Source organism: Pelobacter seleniigenes DSM 18267, from assembly GCF_000711225.1.
GTDB classification, from domain to species: domain Bacteria; phylum Desulfobacterota; class Desulfuromonadia; order Desulfuromonadales; family Geopsychrobacteraceae; genus Seleniibacterium; species Seleniibacterium seleniigenes.
Genome location: NZ_JOMG01000002.1, coordinates 1658887 through 1673865, shown reverse-complemented (window position 1 = coordinate 1673865; position 14979 = coordinate 1658887). Strand labels below are relative to the sequence as shown.

Sequence of the window (14979 nt, the reverse complement as noted above, 5' to 3'; positions counted from 1 at the left end):
GCCAAATTGCGCCCTGTCTTATCGATCATATTCAATATTCAGAATCTTTCCGCTACTATTGTCAGTAGTAGGGATGACCGGGAATTTTGAATATGACCCCGCCTATACGAACTGGAGCACTTCTCACCAACCCGAGGAAGGCCCGAAGTTATGAAAAACGATACCCGCCATGCAAAGCTCTCCCTTTGGAAAAGTTTTCTCACCATTGCCCAACCCTATTTTTTCCCCCGCTCCCACGGCGGAGCCTGGCTGCTCATGTTGCTGTTGGTCATGCTGCTGATTTTACTGTTTGGCCTACTGTTTCTGACCGTCGGTGGGCTGACTTTGATCGCGCATCATTTTGCACCCAAAATAACCACTACGGTCGCACCAGGCCTGTTGACCCTGGTTCTGCACATCTACCACAATGAGGGCTGGCTGGTGCTCAGCATGCTGGCCCTGCCCCTGCTGGTCTTTGCTTTTTTCCGTCAGCAGCTGCGGCTGCGCCGGAGCGCCTGGAGCCTGCTGGCCATCGTCCTGTTGCTGTCATTGTCAGTCACGGGGATTAACGTCGCCTTCAGTTACATCGGCAACTACTTTACCAACGCCCTGGTGAAAAAGAATCAGGATCTGGCCTACCTGTTTATAGCCGTCTATTTCAGTGGCTTTTTGGTCGGTATTCCCATTGTCGCCCTCTACGGTTACGTGCAGAATTACCTGGGAATGCGCTGGCGGGAGTGGATGACCGGCGAGTTTCTCGGCAACTATTTCCGCAACCGCAGTTATTACGAGATCGAAACGGGTGGAGAAATCGACAACCCTGATCAGCGGATCATGGAGGACATCCGTTCTTTTACCAGAACCTCACTGCTCTTCCTGCTGATTCTGCTCGGCTCGCTGATGGATCTGATCTCCTTCTCCGGCATCCTCTGGTCCAAATCGGCCCTGCTGGTGATCGTGGTTCTCAGCTACTCCGTGATCGGCACCGGGCTGACCGCCCTGATCGGTAAGCGCCTGGTGCGCCTCAACTTCAACCAATTGCGTTACGAGGCTGATTTCCGTTATTCCCTGGTTCATGTTCGCGATAACGCCGAGTCCATCGCCTTCTACCAGGGCGAAAAACCGGAAATCGATCAGATTAGCGGACGCTTTCGAAATGTCCTGAAAAACTTCAGCTTGCTGATCGGCTGGCAGCGGAATCTTTCTTTCTTCACCACGGCCTACAGCTATTTGCCGATGGTGCTGCCGTTTTTGATTCTGTTTCCCCAATATTTCAGTGGCAAAATCGAATATGGCGATATGGTTCAGGCCAACATGGCCTTTACCCAGGTCTATGCTGCCCTGTCCCTTATCGTCGCCCAGATTGAGCCCATCACCAACTTCGCCGCCGGGGTGCAGCGGCTCTCGGCTTTTGCCGAGACCGTCTCTCCGGAGCGGGCAGTGCCGGCCGGCATCCATTCTGAACAGGCGGACGGCTTCTCCCTCGATCAGGTCACCCTGCTCACGCCCGACCGTCAACACGCCCTGATTCAGGACTTGACTATTGCCCGGAAAGATTGGAAAAACCTGCTGGTGGTCGGTGAAAGCGGGGTCGGTAAAAGTTCCCTGCTCAGGGCGATTGCCGGGCTCTGGACGCAGGGGCAGGGAGTTATCAAACGACCGCCACTGGAAGACATCTTCTTTCTCCCTCAACGCCCCTATATGTTGCTGGGCTCGCTGCGGGAACAGTTGATCTACCCCAAACTGGAAAATGAGATTCCGGAAGCCGAACTGAGCCGGGTGCTGCAGGCAGTGCGGCTGGAAGACCTGGCCGAACGCGTTGGCGGTTTCGACGTCGAACTGGACTGGGCCGATGTGCTGTCGCTGGGCGAGCAGCAGCGGCTGGCGTTTGCCCGCCTGCTCATCAACCGCCCCGAATATGCTGTGCTGGATGAGGCGACCAGCGCCCTGGATGTGGGGAATGAAGCCAACCTCTATCAGCGCCTGCAGGAGTTGGGAATCAACTACATCAGCGTCGGCCACCGCCCCACCATCATTCCTTTCCACGACAGCGTGCTGGAATTACAGGGGCACAGTCAATGGCGCCTGCTGCCGACGCCTGAATACCTGGCCGCGACCCAACCGGCATAGCAGCTTGTTGATCCCTGGCCTTTTTCAAGCCCGGTGGAGGAAGGTGCGAAGTCCTTCACCTCACAAAATCAATGGCTTAAGAAGTCCTCACTGTTTTTGATCGCCCATCCATGGGCCCGACAGGCTGTTTTTTCAACAGCCTGATAGCTAAGGAGCATGACGTGGACCTGACCATCTACCAAGTTGATGCATTTACCGCCGAACCGTTTAAAGGGAACCCGGCTGGGGTGTGCATCACCGAAACAGGCCTGGATGAAAGCCTGATGCACTCAATCGCCGCCGAAATGGCTATTTCCGAAACGGCTTTTCTGGCCCTTGCAGATATGCGCCTGCGCTGGTTCACCCCGCAGGTCGAGATCAGCCTGTGCGGCCATGCGACCCTGGCGACCACTCATATTTTAAAAGAGAGTGGCAGAGCAGCCTGCGGCGAGACCCTGGTTTTTCAAACCCAGTCCGGGCCATTGGCTGCGACTCCGCATCAGGACTGTATTGAAATGGACTTCCCTGCCCCAACCCTTGATTTTACGGTCCCACCGCACCCTCAAGTGTTGCCCTTGTTGGGCCTCCGGCCGGAACAGGTCGTCGCTACGGCTGGCTTTGACAGCAAAATCCTTCTCGAACTTGACAGTGAGCAGACCCTGCTGGAGTTGACTCCCAACTTTGACAGCTTAAAACAGCTGCCGGGGCGCAGCATCGTGGTCACAGTGCAGACCGCCACCCCGCAGGTCGATTTTATCTCCCGCAACTTCGCTCCCTGGGTCGGTGTTAACGAAGATCCGGTGACCGGCTCGGCCCACTGCGCCCTGGCTGTCTATTGGGGAGAAAAGTTAAACCAATCACGTCTCAGCGGCTACCAGGCCTCAACCCGGGGCGGCTTTGTTGACGTTGAATTGTCCGCCAACCAGCGGGTGAAGCTGAGCGGCAAGGCGGTGACAACATTAAGGGGAACACTGTCCGCCTGAGTCGCCAGCCTGTCAGAGCCTCTAGCTTTTCTTCAGACCAGAAAGGGAACGACCGATGACCTTTGAATTTGATGGCGAAAAGTATCGCAAAGCGTCAACCCATCAAAAAGAATGGGGGGCAAAATTAATTGCGGAGTTCAGCTTCAAAGGGACTGAGCAGATTCTCGACCTGGGCTGCGGTGATGGGGCGATCACTGCCAAGCTCGCCGAGCAGGTGCCAAACGGGCATGTCCTCGGCATTGACGCTTCAGAAGGGATGATTGCAAGCGCTACCCATAATCACCGCTTACCCAATCTGGAGTTTCAGCGCGTCGATATCAATGCGATTCGTTATACGGAAAAATTTGACATTATCATTTCCAATGCGACCCTGCATTGGATCAAGGATCACCGGAACCTGCTGACCAATGTTCATGCCGCCCTCAAAGATCACGGGGTGGCCCGGTTCAATTTTGCCGCCGACGGGAACTGCTCTCATTTCTTCGCCGTCATTAAGAAGGTCATCGCCCTACCCGCTTTTGCAAAATACTTCAGCTCTTTTGTCTGGCCCTGGTATATGCCGGATATCGAGGATTATCGGACCCTGGCGGCGCGGGTCCCCTTCGCGCAGCTTGAGGTCTGGGGAGAGAATGCGGACCGCTATTTCCCGGATGCCGAGGCGCTGATCCGCTGGATCGATCAGCCGAGCCTGGTTCCTTTTATAAAATGCGTCGCCGAACCGGACCGAGCGGAATTCAGAAGCACGGTGGTCAATGCCATGCTGCAGGAAACCGTGCAGCCAAACGGGACCTATTTTGAGACCTTTCGCCGGATCAACTTGCGGGCCGGCAGGTAACTTTCAACCGGCCACCTGCGGCCATCGACGCCAATCCTACCCGGCCCTGCGGCCGATTCTGGATTTTGCAAGAATCATCTCCCCCAGCAGACGGGTGATCGGCGTGTCGACCGGCGGATTCAGCTCGGCTCCAACGCGGGCGATCTCCAGGTTCAGGAAATCGATCTCGGTCTCCCGCCCCTGGTTCAGATCCTGCAGGGTTGAGATCAGCTGACCGTCGGCGCGGCGACTGATCAGTAACAACTGCTCCAACAACTCCCCTGCGGCGAAACAAATCCCGCGCCGGGCGGCGACGGAACTTCCTTCGTCGATCACGGCTGCGGCAATGGCGGCAACCCCTTCATCCCGGTGAAAGATTCCGTTATCAACATCGAGCAAAGGACAGATCGAATTGAAGGCCGCATTGATGATCGCCTTTTTCCACGCCTGCCCGGCAATGTTCTCTTCATAGCAAAAACGAAAACCCGGGGAGGACAAAAGCTCGACGATGGCCTGCGCCTGGGCCGGGTGACCATTGACGACCCCGAGGGGCGATGCGGCAACCTCCCGGAACCGGTAACAATGCTTTCCCTCGGCCTGCCCGGTGGCGTACAGGACACAACGATAGACAACGGCAAAACCGGCCTCGCTAAAGGGCTGCTCCACACCGATGCCATTCTGCAGCACCACCAACGGCAACCCGGCGAATTTCTCCCGCAGCTTTGCAGCCAGCACTTTATTTGCCGTAGCTTTTGCGGTCAGCACAACAATGCCACTATTAACCGGACCAATGGCAGAGAGGGATGCTGTTTCGACCACGGCCCGCAGCGACTGCCCGGCGGACAGTTCAACAGTGACTTCAACCGGGGCGGAGACCAGCCCCTCAATACTGGTGCGCACTGCGGTGACCGGCAAGCCCCGGTCCGTTAACAACGCTGCCAGCGGCATCCCGATGGATCCCGCGCCAACCACATATAGTCTTTCTGAACCGATCATGGCGACTCCTCTTGGTAAGGCTCTGCAGGTTGGGCAAAAGGGACGAATACAATGAAAGGTGAAATGCATTCACCAAAAACTTATCGAAAAACAATAATAAATGATTGACCAAGAATAATTTTATTCATATATTCCCTTCATCACATACTCTTGAGGAGGGCATCATGAACAACTTATTCAGAATCAAAAAAGTCAGTCACGGTTTTCAACTCTTGTTTTCCGTTCTGTTGGTGGCAATTCCTTTGCTGGATATCTGTTTTTGGGTCTTCATCAATCAGCTGCCTGAAACCCTTATTAGCGTCAATATCCCATCCACTCCGTTCGCCCCCCATGAGCTATCAGTGACCATCCGGCTGATCGGCTTTGCCGCCAGCCTGCTGCCATTATCCGCTCTCACTTATGGACTGATCAACCTGCGGAAACTCTTTTCCTATTATAAAGCGGGGGTGATTTTTTCGTTCAGTCATGTCCTGCTGTTTAAAAAGATCGCCAAGGCACTGTTGTTTTGGGTGATTTTGTCCATTGCCTACGATTCGACCCAAAGCGTTCTTTTCTCATTGGGCAATCCTCCCGGCAGCCGCGTTATCAGTGTCGGGTTCGGTTCGGCCGAGCTCACCACCCTTATTGTGGGGGGAATCGTCCTGTTCATTGCCTGGGTCATGGATGAAGGTCGTCTCCTGGCCGAAGAAAACGAACTGACCGTTTAATGTCCCGGGCGGTAAATGACCTTCGTTCCTTCCGCTTCTGCTGCCGGCGGGCTACCAGGACGGTATCAACGCTCCTGTCGGACTAGAGTCCCGCAAAACGACTTACCGGAACAAGCCACACGGGACACTGGCCCCCTGGGCTGGCTTAAAATGAAAAAGAAACTAAGCGAACAGGACTTAGCAGGAGTATACTATGCCCATTGTCATTAATCTGGATGTTCTTCTCGCCAAGCGTAAAATGAAATCCATGGAGCTCGCCAAACTGGTCGGCATCACGGAACAAAATCTGTCCATTTTGAAGACCGGCAAAGCCAAAGCAATTCGCTTTGCGACCCTGGAAGCCATCTGCAAGCATCTTGACTGTCAGCCCGGTGATATTCTTGAATACCAACAGGACAGCTAACGACAATCCGGACCAGACTGCCAAGCGGCGCCGGCTTTGCCAATCGCTATGGCCCTGCTATGGCCTTGATTGGATGGTCATCACATGCACAGATATTTCAATCAGGCGGTTTTTCGACAGCCTGCCAGGACGGAGGAAAGGGTTATATGTTATGCTTTCAGCTTCGTCCGTTTCGCGATCAAGCATTCACTCTTCACGGAAAACCGAAGTATGCAGCCCTTGAAATAGGGGAAGTCCTCATGAAAAATCAATTGAAAACACGAATTGCTCTCTTTTTAAAAGGCTGGGGCCTGAGCCTGATCATCGCGTTAGTGATTGCAACATCCGTCAAATCATCTCTAGCCGATTGGAACGATATCCCTTCCGGTTCGATGCAACCGACCATTCTGGTCGGTGACCGGGTTGTTGTCAACAAACTCGCCTATGACCTGAAGATCCCTTACACCACGCGCCATCTTGCCACCTGGGCCGACCCGCAACGAGGTGATATCGTGGTCTTTTACTCTCCCAAAGATGGAACCCGCCTCATCAAACGGGTGGTCGGGATCCCCGGCGATATTCTCTCCATGCGCGACAACCGGCTGCTCATTAATGGCGAAGGTGTTCCGTATGCCCCACTGCAGCAGGGCACCGTGGAGCATTTGGGCCTTGCTCATCAGGAACGTTATCAGTTCTTTGCTGAGAATCTTGCCGGCACCCCGCATTCGGTCATGTTTTCGCCGACACGCCCGTCCCTCACCTCCTTTGGCCCGGTGACCGTTCCGGCCGGACAATATTTCATGATGGGCGACAATCGTGACAACAGCTTCGATTCCCGTTTTTTGGGCTTTGTGAAGCGGGATGAAATCGTCGGCCGGGCTACCATGGTGGCTTTATCCAGAGACGGCTCGTTTCTCCACCCAAGATGGTGGCGTTTTTTCAAGGAACTCATTTAACCGTCCGGGACCGTTGAAAACCAAAGAAACTTGCGGGAGGAATCGAGATGACGAAGGTACACCGCGGATCCTGTCTCTGCGGCGCGGTCCGCTTTGAAATCAGGGGCGACTTTGAGCGTTTTTACCTGTGCCATTGCCAGCACTGTCAGAAGGATACCGGGTCCGCCCACGCAGCCAACCTGTTTTCGAGCAGCGCCATCCTGCACTGGCTGAGCGGGAAAGACCTGGTCAAATCGTTCACTCTGCCTGGCACCCGGCACATGAAAAGCTTTTGCTCAACCTGCGGCTCGGCCCTGCCCAGCTGCCAACCGGAGGGGCAGCTGCTGGTTGTCCCGGCGGGCAGCCTGGACAGCGAACTGAGCATCCGCCCCCATGCGCAGCTGTTTGTTGCCAGCAAAGCCCAGTGGGAGCAGGAGTTGACGGACATCCCCCAATTTGAAAAACTGCCCGAATAAAAAACAGCGCACCCCTGCAGCAGAATTCACAGATCAGCTCTGCTACGGCCCGAGCCAGGATCAGCCCATGAATATCAGCAAGTTCTCCGCATTGACCGGCCTGTCGCCGCACACCCTGCGGTACTATGAGAAATTAGGCTTGCTCTCGCATATTTCCCGCAATGACAGCGGCCATCGCAGCTACAGTTCGGCCGATGCCGAGTGGGTCAGGTTCATCAATCGTCTCAAGGTGACCGGCATGCCGTTAAAACAGATTCTTACCTATGCCCAGCTGCGTGAAGCCGGTGCCAACACGTTTCAACAACGCCGCCTGCTGCTGGAACAGCATCGGAATGCCCTGCAGACACGGATCGATAATGACCTGGAACACTTACGCGCATTGGATGCTAAAATTGCCTTTTATGATGCGGATAAACCCTTGACTTAGAGTAAGCTCGAACCTGTAGCCTGATTGTATTCACCCTAACCGGAGGTACAATCCTTATGGCAACAACAAGATACTCAGCAGGTTTAAGCAAACTGAATGAAATCGACGGCGAAGCCGGGCAAAAGGTCATTGACAGCCTGCAATCCATTTGCCCCGACCTGGCCAGATACACCATCGAATTTCCTTTTGGTGATATCTATCAACGACCGCAGCTCGACTTGAAGTCCCGCGAAATTGCCACGGTGGCGGCACTGACCGCCCTCGGCCATTGTGCCCCCCAACTCAATGTGCACATTAACGGAGCCCTGAACGTGGGCTGTTCAGCGGAAGAAATTGTCGAAGTCATTCTGCAGATGGCTGTTTACGCAGGTTTTCCGGCGGCGCTGAACGGGATGTTTGTCGCCAAAGAAGTTTTTGCCAGCCGAGGTTTGCTGGAAACCGCTGCAACATGCAGCACGGCAGAACTGGCACCATGACCCTTTAACTGTTAACGATTGCCATCCAGAAAGACCTGAAGCAATGAACAGCAAACCTGAAACCACGCCAGATCCAGAAGTCACCTGTAGCGATTGTGCTGCCGCCTGCTGCCGCCAGCAAGCCATGCTGTTTGATGACCGAGGCGTGCCCGATCATTTTGTGGTCACCGACTCGCGGGGCGTAGCAAGCATGGCTCGTCTGGCAGATGGCTGGTGTGTGGCCCTGGATCGCGCTACCATGGCCTGCACAATTTATGAAAAACGCCCCTGGATCTGCCGGGAATTCGAGTTGGGCGAAGAGGAGTGTCTGGCGGCGCGGGCCGCCAACTATGGATGCCCGGATCGCTGATCCGCAGAGCCTGGGCAGAGGTCTCATCAAGGTTAAGGAAAAATGCCAAATGTCTTTAAGTGAATTTGAAATCAAGCGGATTGAAAAGAAAGTGGCCGAATTCATGGACCGAAAACGGCCCCCTGCCCATGTCCGTTCACAACTCGATTTCGGTTATTGCTTGCAGGAACAAAGCCTGGAACTGTTTGAAATCCGGCCGCGCTGGGATGTCCCGGAAGAGATCCTCGAATCTGGCTTTGCCAAAGCCACCTACGTCAAAAGTACTCGGCTCTGGAAGGTCTATTGGCAAAGGGCGGATTTAAAATGGCATCGCTACGACCCCGCACCGGAGGTTGCTTCGGTAGAGGACTTTTTGCAACTGGTCGAAGAAGATGCTTATTCCTGTTTCTTCGGCTGAACGGTTCGCTTATCGAACTCCTTCCATTCGCCAAGGCTCGGTGTTCATTGCTGTCAGTATAAAAAATGCCCCGCCTCGGGTCACCGGGACGGGGCAATGCTGCGCTGACTTCAGCGCCGCAGCAACGGATGTCAGGCTCGGTTATTTGACCGCGGCCACCCAGGCCGGAATCTGCCCGATCACCACATCGAAAACCGGAAGAACCAGCAGATAGGTGATGGCGACCACCAGCACGATACCGATGATATTGAGACCAAAACCGCTTTTGGCCATCTGCGGGATGGTCACGTAACCGGAACCGAACACAATGGCGTTGGGCGGGGTGGCGACTGGCAGCATGAACGCACAGGAAGCGGCTATTGCCGCCGGCACAATCAGCAACAATGGGCTTTGCCCCAGACCGATGGCGACAGCGGAAAGGATCGGCATGACCATGGCCGAGGTCGCCGTATTGGAGGTTAGCTCGGTCAGGAAAATGATCAGGGTGGTCACCGCCACCACCAGAACCAGAATCGGCGCATTTTCCAGCAGCCCAACCTGATTTCCCAGCCATTCCGCCAACCCGGAAACCTTGAATCCATCAGCCAGGGACAGTCCGCCGCCAAACAGAATCAGTACCCCCCAGGGCATTTTGGCAGCCCAATGCCAGTCCATGACAAACTGGTTCTTTTTCAGACTGATCGGAATCAAAAACAGCACCAGCGCCCCGGTCATGGCTATGGCCGCATCGGTGACCATTTTTGGATCCGGGAAGAGAAAGCCGAGTTGTTTGCGGAAGATCCAGCCCAGGGCGGTGAGGGCAAAGACCAGGGCGGTCCAGCGTTCGCCGGTGTTCATGCTGCCCATCTCGCGCAGTTCTTCCCTGATCAGGTCACGTCCGCCCGGAACTTTCTTCAGTTTCATCGGGTTGGCAACCTTGGTCAGCCACAACCAGCACAGCGGCAGCATCACCACAACCAGGGGGATCCCGACCTTGAGCCAGTCGACAAAGGTGATTTCATAACCATAGGTCTTCTGCAGGTAACCGGCCAGCACGGTATTGGGCGGAGTCCCGATCAGCGTGGCAATCCCGCCGATGGAGGCAGCGTAAGCGATTCCCAGCATCAGGTTGAGTCCGAAGGCGAACTGCTCCGGAGAAAAATTGATGTGCTGATGAAGTCCTTCCTTAGTCCCCTCGTCAACCACATGAGTAATGATCGCCAGCCCGATGGGCATCATCATGACCGTAGTCGCGGTATTGGAGACAAAAGCCGACAGGGTGGCGGTAGCGATCATAAAGCCAAAAATCAGCCGGCCCGGAGAAAAACCAACCGCGTTGATGATATTCATAGCGATCCGCCGGTGCAGGTTCCAGCGCTGCATGGACAGGGCGATAATGAAGCCGCCCATGAACAGATAGATCAGATGGCTGGCATAGGGCGCGGTCGCTTTCTGGGTACTCATGACCCCGAGCAGGGGAAACAGGGCAATCGGCAGCAGACTGGTCGCAGGAATCGGAATCGATTCACACATCCACCAGGTCGCCATGAGCAGAGCGATGGCCGCCATCTTCTGGGCTACCGGGGTCATACCCGCTGGAGCGGGAAGGAACAACATCAGAAAAAACAGCAGCGGGCCGAGAATCAGCCCAACCATTTGCCGCCGGGTGTATCCCCTGGGTTCCCCCTCATCCACCCCGCCGGGAGTGGTTTTCAGACGCTGGGCGTGTTCTGCCGGAGCATCCTCCATCTCATCGGCAAGATCGACATCCTGCTCCGAATCTCTGGCTGAAAACAGCAGATTCTTGCGCAGCAGCCGCTGCATGGCCGTTGGGGTCACGGCGAACACCGACTTGGTGTCGTCGTGCATGATCCATAGTCGTTTCCATACGTTTGCAATCATGATCTCTCTCCTGTTGACGCTATACCCTGCCTCACTCAGCATGGTCTGAACAAATGACAGGGAGCAGTTGCAGTACATAACCGGCGACATCAGGAGCAATCTCGATGCCAATTAGAACGGATTTTTATTCAAAAAAACCTGTTTAAAAAAGATCGATTACATTTCAAGCCCTTATCTTCCATATATGGAACTATGATTTTTTATAAAGGCGTCTTTTTACGGCAAGGCCCCTTTGAGCCCCGCCCGGAATGGCCAAATTTCACCACCACATGGTGATTATTCGTCACCACACCGCCAGGCTTTGGGCTTTGCAGCCTCCAATCACCGGGCGGTGCTCTACAAAATCCTTCACGCCATCTCCTCCGCAGGCCTGCGGCTGACCATCTGGTCGATTGTTTATTATTCCGGGGAGCCGTGGCCGGGGTCATCCTGACTGACCTGGAGAAAAGCTGGTTTCTGGATCGGAAGGTCTGGCTGTACGAAGACATAAAAGAAGCCAATGCCCGCTATAAGGGCTGGGACTACTGAAGACAGGGGTCAACCGAACCCCGTTGAGCGCGCTCCATTGCGCGAGGGCGGCTTAGAAGCTGTCGCACTTGGTCACCCCGCCAACAGCAGCCCACCGGAGAAAAGCAAGCCGAGGAACAACAGGTTCCGGGCGGTCTCGCCGATCAGCACATTCAGCCCCCGCCCCGCCTCCAGGGCACACATCTTCCGCCAGGAACGAACATGCAACCACAGATAGCCCAGTGGTAACCCGGCGGCCCAGACCGACTCGCGAACAAACAGCAGACACAGCAGCACGGCGACAATCCCGTTGCCCAGATAGAACCACTTACCAAAGGTCCTTCCGAACAGCACAATGCTGGTATGTTTCTGACAGGCCCGATCGTTTTCATAATCTCGATAATTATTGACCACCAGAATATTGACTGCCGGCAAACCGACGATCAGGCCGGCAATAATGATCAGGGGCTCGACTGTTCCGGCCTGGACATAAAAGGAACCGGCCACCGCCACCAGGCCGAAAAAAATCAGCACAAACAAATCACCCAGGCCATGATAGGCCAGCGGCCAGGGGCCGGCGGTATAGGCCAGCAGCGCGAGGACACAAACCAGGCCAAGGGGGATCATCGGCCAGCCGCCATAATAGACCAGGCCAAGCCCGAACAGACAAGCCAGGGCAATCGCCAGCGCCGTGCCGATCAGCATGCTGCGGGGTGCAATCCAGCCGGAGGCAACCGCCCGGGCCGGGCCGAGCCGCTGGTCGTTATCGGTTTTTTTGACAAAATCGAAATAATCGTTACTGAAATTGGAGGCGATCTGCGCCAGTAGGGCAAACAGCAGGCACAGGACCGCAGGCAGCGGCTGAAAGTGGCCGAAGTGGCCAGCCAGGGCGGAAGCGACCAGCACCGGGACCGACCCGGCCGCGAGGGTTTTGGGACGGGCGGCCAGCAGCCAGGCGTGGAGGGAATCGGGCTTGACATCTTTCATAAGCGATCTTCTGCTGCCGGTCAACTGACGCTCTCCACGGCAGCGGCGAAGAACGCGGAGGCAACCTGCCGAGGGGATCTGCAGCAGGCTTCACTCCACCAAAAATGAGATTGTTCCCAACCCTTCATACCATAATGCACAAAAATTACCAGCTCCAGACAAAAGAAATCAGTGCCGTCCCCTTCCCTCTGCAAACGCTCATTGCTGCTGATTCGCTATGAGTAATTTGCCCCCATTCATGCTACAATCCCCGCTCCAAAACTTCAGCAAAAGGATAACTGTTCGCCATGCCACTGTTCCTGTCCCTCTGGATCAAACTTTTTTTTGTGCTGACCCCGTTTTTCGGTCTGACCATGTTTCTCAGCATGACGGAAGGTTATGAAGAGAGCCGCCGTAAAAAGCTGGCCGCTTCCGTGTCCGCGGCCGTTGCCGTCAGTTGCCTGGTGCTGTTTTTTGTCGGTCAACAGATTTTCACCATTTTCGGTATCACCCTGGACGCGTTCCGCATCGGTGCCGGCGTCCTGCTCATGCTCTCCGGAATCAGCCTGGTTAACGGCAAAGCCGCCAGTACAGTGTCCGTCGGCAGTGATGATGTGGCCGTTGTTCCGCTGGCCATCCCTATTTTTGTCGGTCCCGCTACGGTCGGAACCTTGCTGGTGCTCGGCGCTGACCTGAACACCCTCACCACCAAAGCCATCGGCTCCCTGGCCCTGCTCAGCGCTGTCGGCTGTATCGGTGGAGTTCTGCTGGCCAGCTCTTTCATCAAGCGCTGCCTCGGCGGGCGCGGCATTATTATTCTCAGCAAACTGACCGGGTTGATCCTGGCAGCCCTTTCCGCCCAGATGATCATGATGGGAGTCCAGGGCTTTCTCGGTATCACCCCCTGAGGGCGTGACGCTTCCGCCGCTCCGCCCCAGGCGCGCGATAACGTCGCCTTGACGAGGCGCCATTCGGAGTTTCCGGATGAAAACTATCTATCAACACAGGAGAACACCATGAGATTCCTCTGCACGGCACTCCTTCTGGCCTTGCTATCCATCACTGCCATGCCTGCCGCGAGTATGGCTGCCAGTGATATTCCCCCCGCCAAAAAGGCCGCAATCATTCAACTGATGGAAACCACGGGCTCAAAGAATATCGGTCTGCAAATGGGCAGCGCCATGACCCAGAACCTGGTTACAGCCATGAAAACAGGGAATCCTGACCTGCCTGATCGGGCCGTCGCCATCATCGCAGAAGAGACCAGGAAGCTGGTCGAGCAGAGAATTGACAGCCTATTGAAAACCATTGTCCCGATCTACGATCAATATTTCACGGCCGATGAGATCAATGAATTGCTGGCCTTTTACCAGACCCCCATTGGCCAAAAAACCATCTCGGTCTTGCCGCGCTTGACTCAGGCCAGTATGCTGGCCGGGCAGAATTGGGGACAGGAACTGTTTCCCGAGCTGGTTAAAACCCTTCAGGAACGCTTTCAGGCCGAAGGAATCGAGGTCAAATAACCAGCCGCTCGCAATTGCCCGTGGCCCTGCCGGGCCGGGAATGCGGTGGATGCAATTTGGAAACTCAACAGCTTAAAGGGTCAAGATGTCTTCACCACTGTTCAGAATTATTGTCATTTTGTGCTCCCTCGGCGGAGCCGGGTATCAATTTTACCTGGGCAGCCAGAGCTGGATGTTCTATCTGGCCGCGGCCACCCTTCTGTCCTATTACCATTTCCGCTTCGGTTCCGTGCTGATCGCCTACAATGCCTTTCGCCGGCAGGATTTTGCCACCATGCGCAAATTGATTGGGGCCACCTCAAAACCGCAGTGGCTGAGTCCTGCCAACCGCGCGTGCTATTATTTCCTGAAAGGGATTTTGGCCACCATCGATGAAAATTTCCAGGAGGCGAAACAATTTTATCTGCAGGCTGTCGATGGCGGGCTCAAAGCGGATCATATGAAATGCCTGACCTATTGCATTCTGGCCGATACCTCCCTGCGCTTAGCGGAGAGCCAGGAGGCCAAAAAATTTCTGGCCAAGGCCAAGGAATTTCCCGAGCAGGATGATATCAAACCGATGATTGCAGAGCTGGAAAGTCAACTAGCGGAAGACAACGCCTCCGCAAAGCCCGGTGGAACCTGCCCTTCCACCATAAAATCAGCCCTTTAAGAGAGGACTTCACAACCCACATTCAGGAGCGATGCAATGAGTATATCCGAATCATTTCACGTTTTTCTATCTGAAGCTCCCGAGCATTCGGCTGCTTGGCTGAACGCGGTGAAAGAATTCGACCAAGCCAGCGCCCTGGACCGCAAAACCCAGGAACTGGCTTATCTGGCCGTCCTGGCTTCGGCCCGGCTGACCTCGGGGATTCCCTTTCATACCAAAGCTGCCAAACGTTATGGCGCGTCCCGCGATGAAATCATCGCAACTATCCTGGTCGGCCTGCCTGCGGTCGGCAACTGCGTGATTCAGTCGCTTCCCATTGCCCTGGAAGCCTATGACGAAATCGAACCGGAAGAAAGAAAGCCCTCAACCAGTTTTTGAACAAAGGTCCACAGCTCACCACAGGACGCGGTAGCCCCTTAA

At 55.1% G+C, this 14979-nt stretch carries 19 protein-coding genes; 16 read left to right on the top strand and 3 right to left on the bottom strand.

Annotation, left to right across the window (positions count from 1 at the left end; all coding sequences use genetic code 11):
• The first annotated feature begins 150 nt into the window (after positions 1 to 150).
• The 3 genes from N909_RS0110420 (at position 151) to N909_RS0110410 (ending at position 3906) form a co-directional block, all read left to right on the top strand.
• Positions 151 to 2109 carry an ABC transporter ATP-binding protein/permease gene (locus N909_RS0110420; protein WP_029914726.1) on the top strand — a complete coding sequence of 653 codons (1959 nt, stop codon included), beginning with the start codon at positions 151 to 153 and terminating at the stop codon, positions 2107 to 2109.
• Positions 2110 to 2270: 161 nt separating this feature from the next.
• Positions 2271 to 3071 (top strand): PhzF family phenazine biosynthesis protein, encoded by an 801-nt coding sequence (locus tag N909_RS0110415; protein WP_029914723.1) that lies wholly within the window; start codon positions 2271 to 2273, stop codon positions 3069 to 3071.
• 55 nt (positions 3072 to 3126) lie between these two features.
• A complete protein-coding gene (locus N909_RS0110410) occupies positions 3127 to 3906 on the top strand; it encodes a class I SAM-dependent methyltransferase (RefSeq protein WP_029914722.1) in 780 nt (259 codons plus the stop codon).
• A 36-nt stretch (positions 3907 to 3942) separates the two neighbouring features.
• Here the strand turns inward: N909_RS0110410 and N909_RS0110405 are convergent, their stop codons facing one another.
• On the bottom strand, positions 3943 to 4881 hold the full coding sequence (locus N909_RS0110405) for a ketopantoate reductase family protein (protein ID WP_029914719.1): 939 nt from the start codon (positions 4879 to 4881) through the stop codon (positions 3943 to 3945).
• Positions 4882 to 5045: 164 nt separating this feature from the next.
• Here N909_RS0110405 and N909_RS0110400 point away from each other — a divergent pair, with 164 nt between their 5' ends.
• The 8 genes from N909_RS0110400 to N909_RS0110365 all read left to right on the top strand — a co-directional run bounded on the left by N909_RS0110400 (position 5046) and on the right by N909_RS0110365 (position 9030).
• Positions 5046 to 5588, top strand: coding sequence for a DUF2975 domain-containing protein (locus tag N909_RS0110400; RefSeq protein WP_029914716.1), 543 nt, complete (start codon positions 5046 to 5048; stop codon positions 5586 to 5588).
• Positions 5589 to 5781: 193 nt separating this feature from the next.
• Positions 5782 to 5991: a helix-turn-helix domain-containing protein gene (locus N909_RS0110395; protein ID WP_029914715.1), complete on the top strand. Its 210-nt coding sequence runs from the start codon at positions 5782 to 5784 to the stop codon at positions 5989 to 5991.
• A gap of 59 nt (positions 5992 to 6050) precedes the next feature.
• Positions 6051 to 6926, top strand: coding sequence for a signal peptidase I (lepB, locus tag N909_RS0110390; RefSeq protein ID WP_211253943.1), 876 nt, complete (start codon positions 6051 to 6053; stop codon positions 6924 to 6926).
• Positions 6927 to 6973: 47 nt separating this feature from the next.
• The gene (locus tag N909_RS0110385; protein ID WP_029914711.1) at positions 6974 to 7381 is read left to right on the top strand and encodes a GFA family protein; all 408 of its coding nucleotides are present in this window, start codon (positions 6974 to 6976) and stop codon (positions 7379 to 7381) included.
• A 67-nt stretch (positions 7382 to 7448) separates the two neighbouring features.
• Entirely contained in the window at positions 7449 to 7808 is a 360-nt protein-coding gene (locus N909_RS0110380; protein ID WP_029914709.1) for a MerR family transcriptional regulator, read from the top strand.
• A gap of 56 nt (positions 7809 to 7864) precedes the next feature.
• Positions 7865 to 8284 (top strand): carboxymuconolactone decarboxylase family protein, encoded by a 420-nt coding sequence (locus N909_RS0110375; protein WP_051689672.1) that lies wholly within the window; start codon positions 7865 to 7867, stop codon positions 8282 to 8284.
• Between the two features lie 43 nt (positions 8285 to 8327).
• Complete coding sequence (locus N909_RS0110370) at positions 8328 to 8633, top strand: YkgJ family cysteine cluster protein (protein WP_029914705.1); 306 nt, start codon at positions 8328 to 8330, stop codon at positions 8631 to 8633.
• A 49-nt stretch (positions 8634 to 8682) separates the two neighbouring features.
• Positions 8683 to 9030: a DUF3024 domain-containing protein gene (locus N909_RS0110365; RefSeq protein WP_029914703.1), complete on the top strand. Its 348-nt coding sequence runs from the start codon at positions 8683 to 8685 to the stop codon at positions 9028 to 9030.
• 141 nt (positions 9031 to 9171) lie between these two features.
• On the opposite strand, the gene N909_RS0110360 is transcribed toward N909_RS0110365, so the two are convergent.
• Positions 9172 to 10911, bottom strand: a complete 1740-nt coding sequence (locus N909_RS0110360; protein ID WP_036683078.1) for an SLC13 family permease — start codon at positions 10909 to 10911, stop codon at positions 9172 to 9174.
• 414 nt (positions 10912 to 11325) lie between these two features.
• Here N909_RS0110360 and N909_RS26490 point away from each other — a divergent pair, with 414 nt between their 5' ends.
• The gene (locus tag N909_RS26490; protein ID WP_342672679.1) at positions 11326 to 11439 is read left to right on the top strand and encodes a DUF6653 family protein; all 114 of its coding nucleotides are present in this window, start codon (positions 11326 to 11328) and stop codon (positions 11437 to 11439) included.
• 72 nt (positions 11440 to 11511) lie between these two features.
• Here the strand turns inward: N909_RS26490 and N909_RS0110350 are convergent, their stop codons facing one another.
• On the bottom strand, positions 11512 to 12405 hold the full coding sequence (locus N909_RS0110350; RefSeq protein ID WP_029914699.1) for a 1,4-dihydroxy-2-naphthoate polyprenyltransferase: 894 nt from the start codon (positions 12403 to 12405) through the stop codon (positions 11512 to 11514).
• Between the two features lie 287 nt (positions 12406 to 12692).
• Between N909_RS0110350 and N909_RS0110345 the strand changes: the two genes are divergently transcribed.
• The 4 genes from N909_RS0110345 to N909_RS0110330 all read left to right on the top strand — a co-directional run bounded on the left by N909_RS0110345 (position 12693) and on the right by N909_RS0110330 (position 14937).
• The gene (locus N909_RS0110345) at positions 12693 to 13292 is read left to right on the top strand and encodes a MarC family protein (protein ID WP_029914697.1); all 600 of its coding nucleotides are present in this window, start codon (positions 12693 to 12695) and stop codon (positions 13290 to 13292) included.
• Positions 13293 to 13400: 108 nt separating this feature from the next.
• Positions 13401 to 13907 carry a DUF2059 domain-containing protein gene (locus N909_RS0110340; protein ID WP_029914695.1) on the top strand — a complete coding sequence of 169 codons (507 nt, stop codon included), beginning with the start codon at positions 13401 to 13403 and terminating at the stop codon, positions 13905 to 13907.
• Between the two features lie 85 nt (positions 13908 to 13992).
• Positions 13993 to 14559 carry a hypothetical protein gene (locus N909_RS0110335; protein ID WP_029914694.1) on the top strand — a complete coding sequence of 189 codons (567 nt, stop codon included), beginning with the start codon at positions 13993 to 13995 and terminating at the stop codon, positions 14557 to 14559.
• 36 nt (positions 14560 to 14595) lie between these two features.
• On the top strand, positions 14596 to 14937 hold the full coding sequence (locus tag N909_RS0110330; RefSeq protein ID WP_051689671.1) for a carboxymuconolactone decarboxylase family protein: 342 nt from the start codon (positions 14596 to 14598) through the stop codon (positions 14935 to 14937).
• The last annotated feature ends 42 nt before the right edge of the window (positions 14938 to 14979 follow it).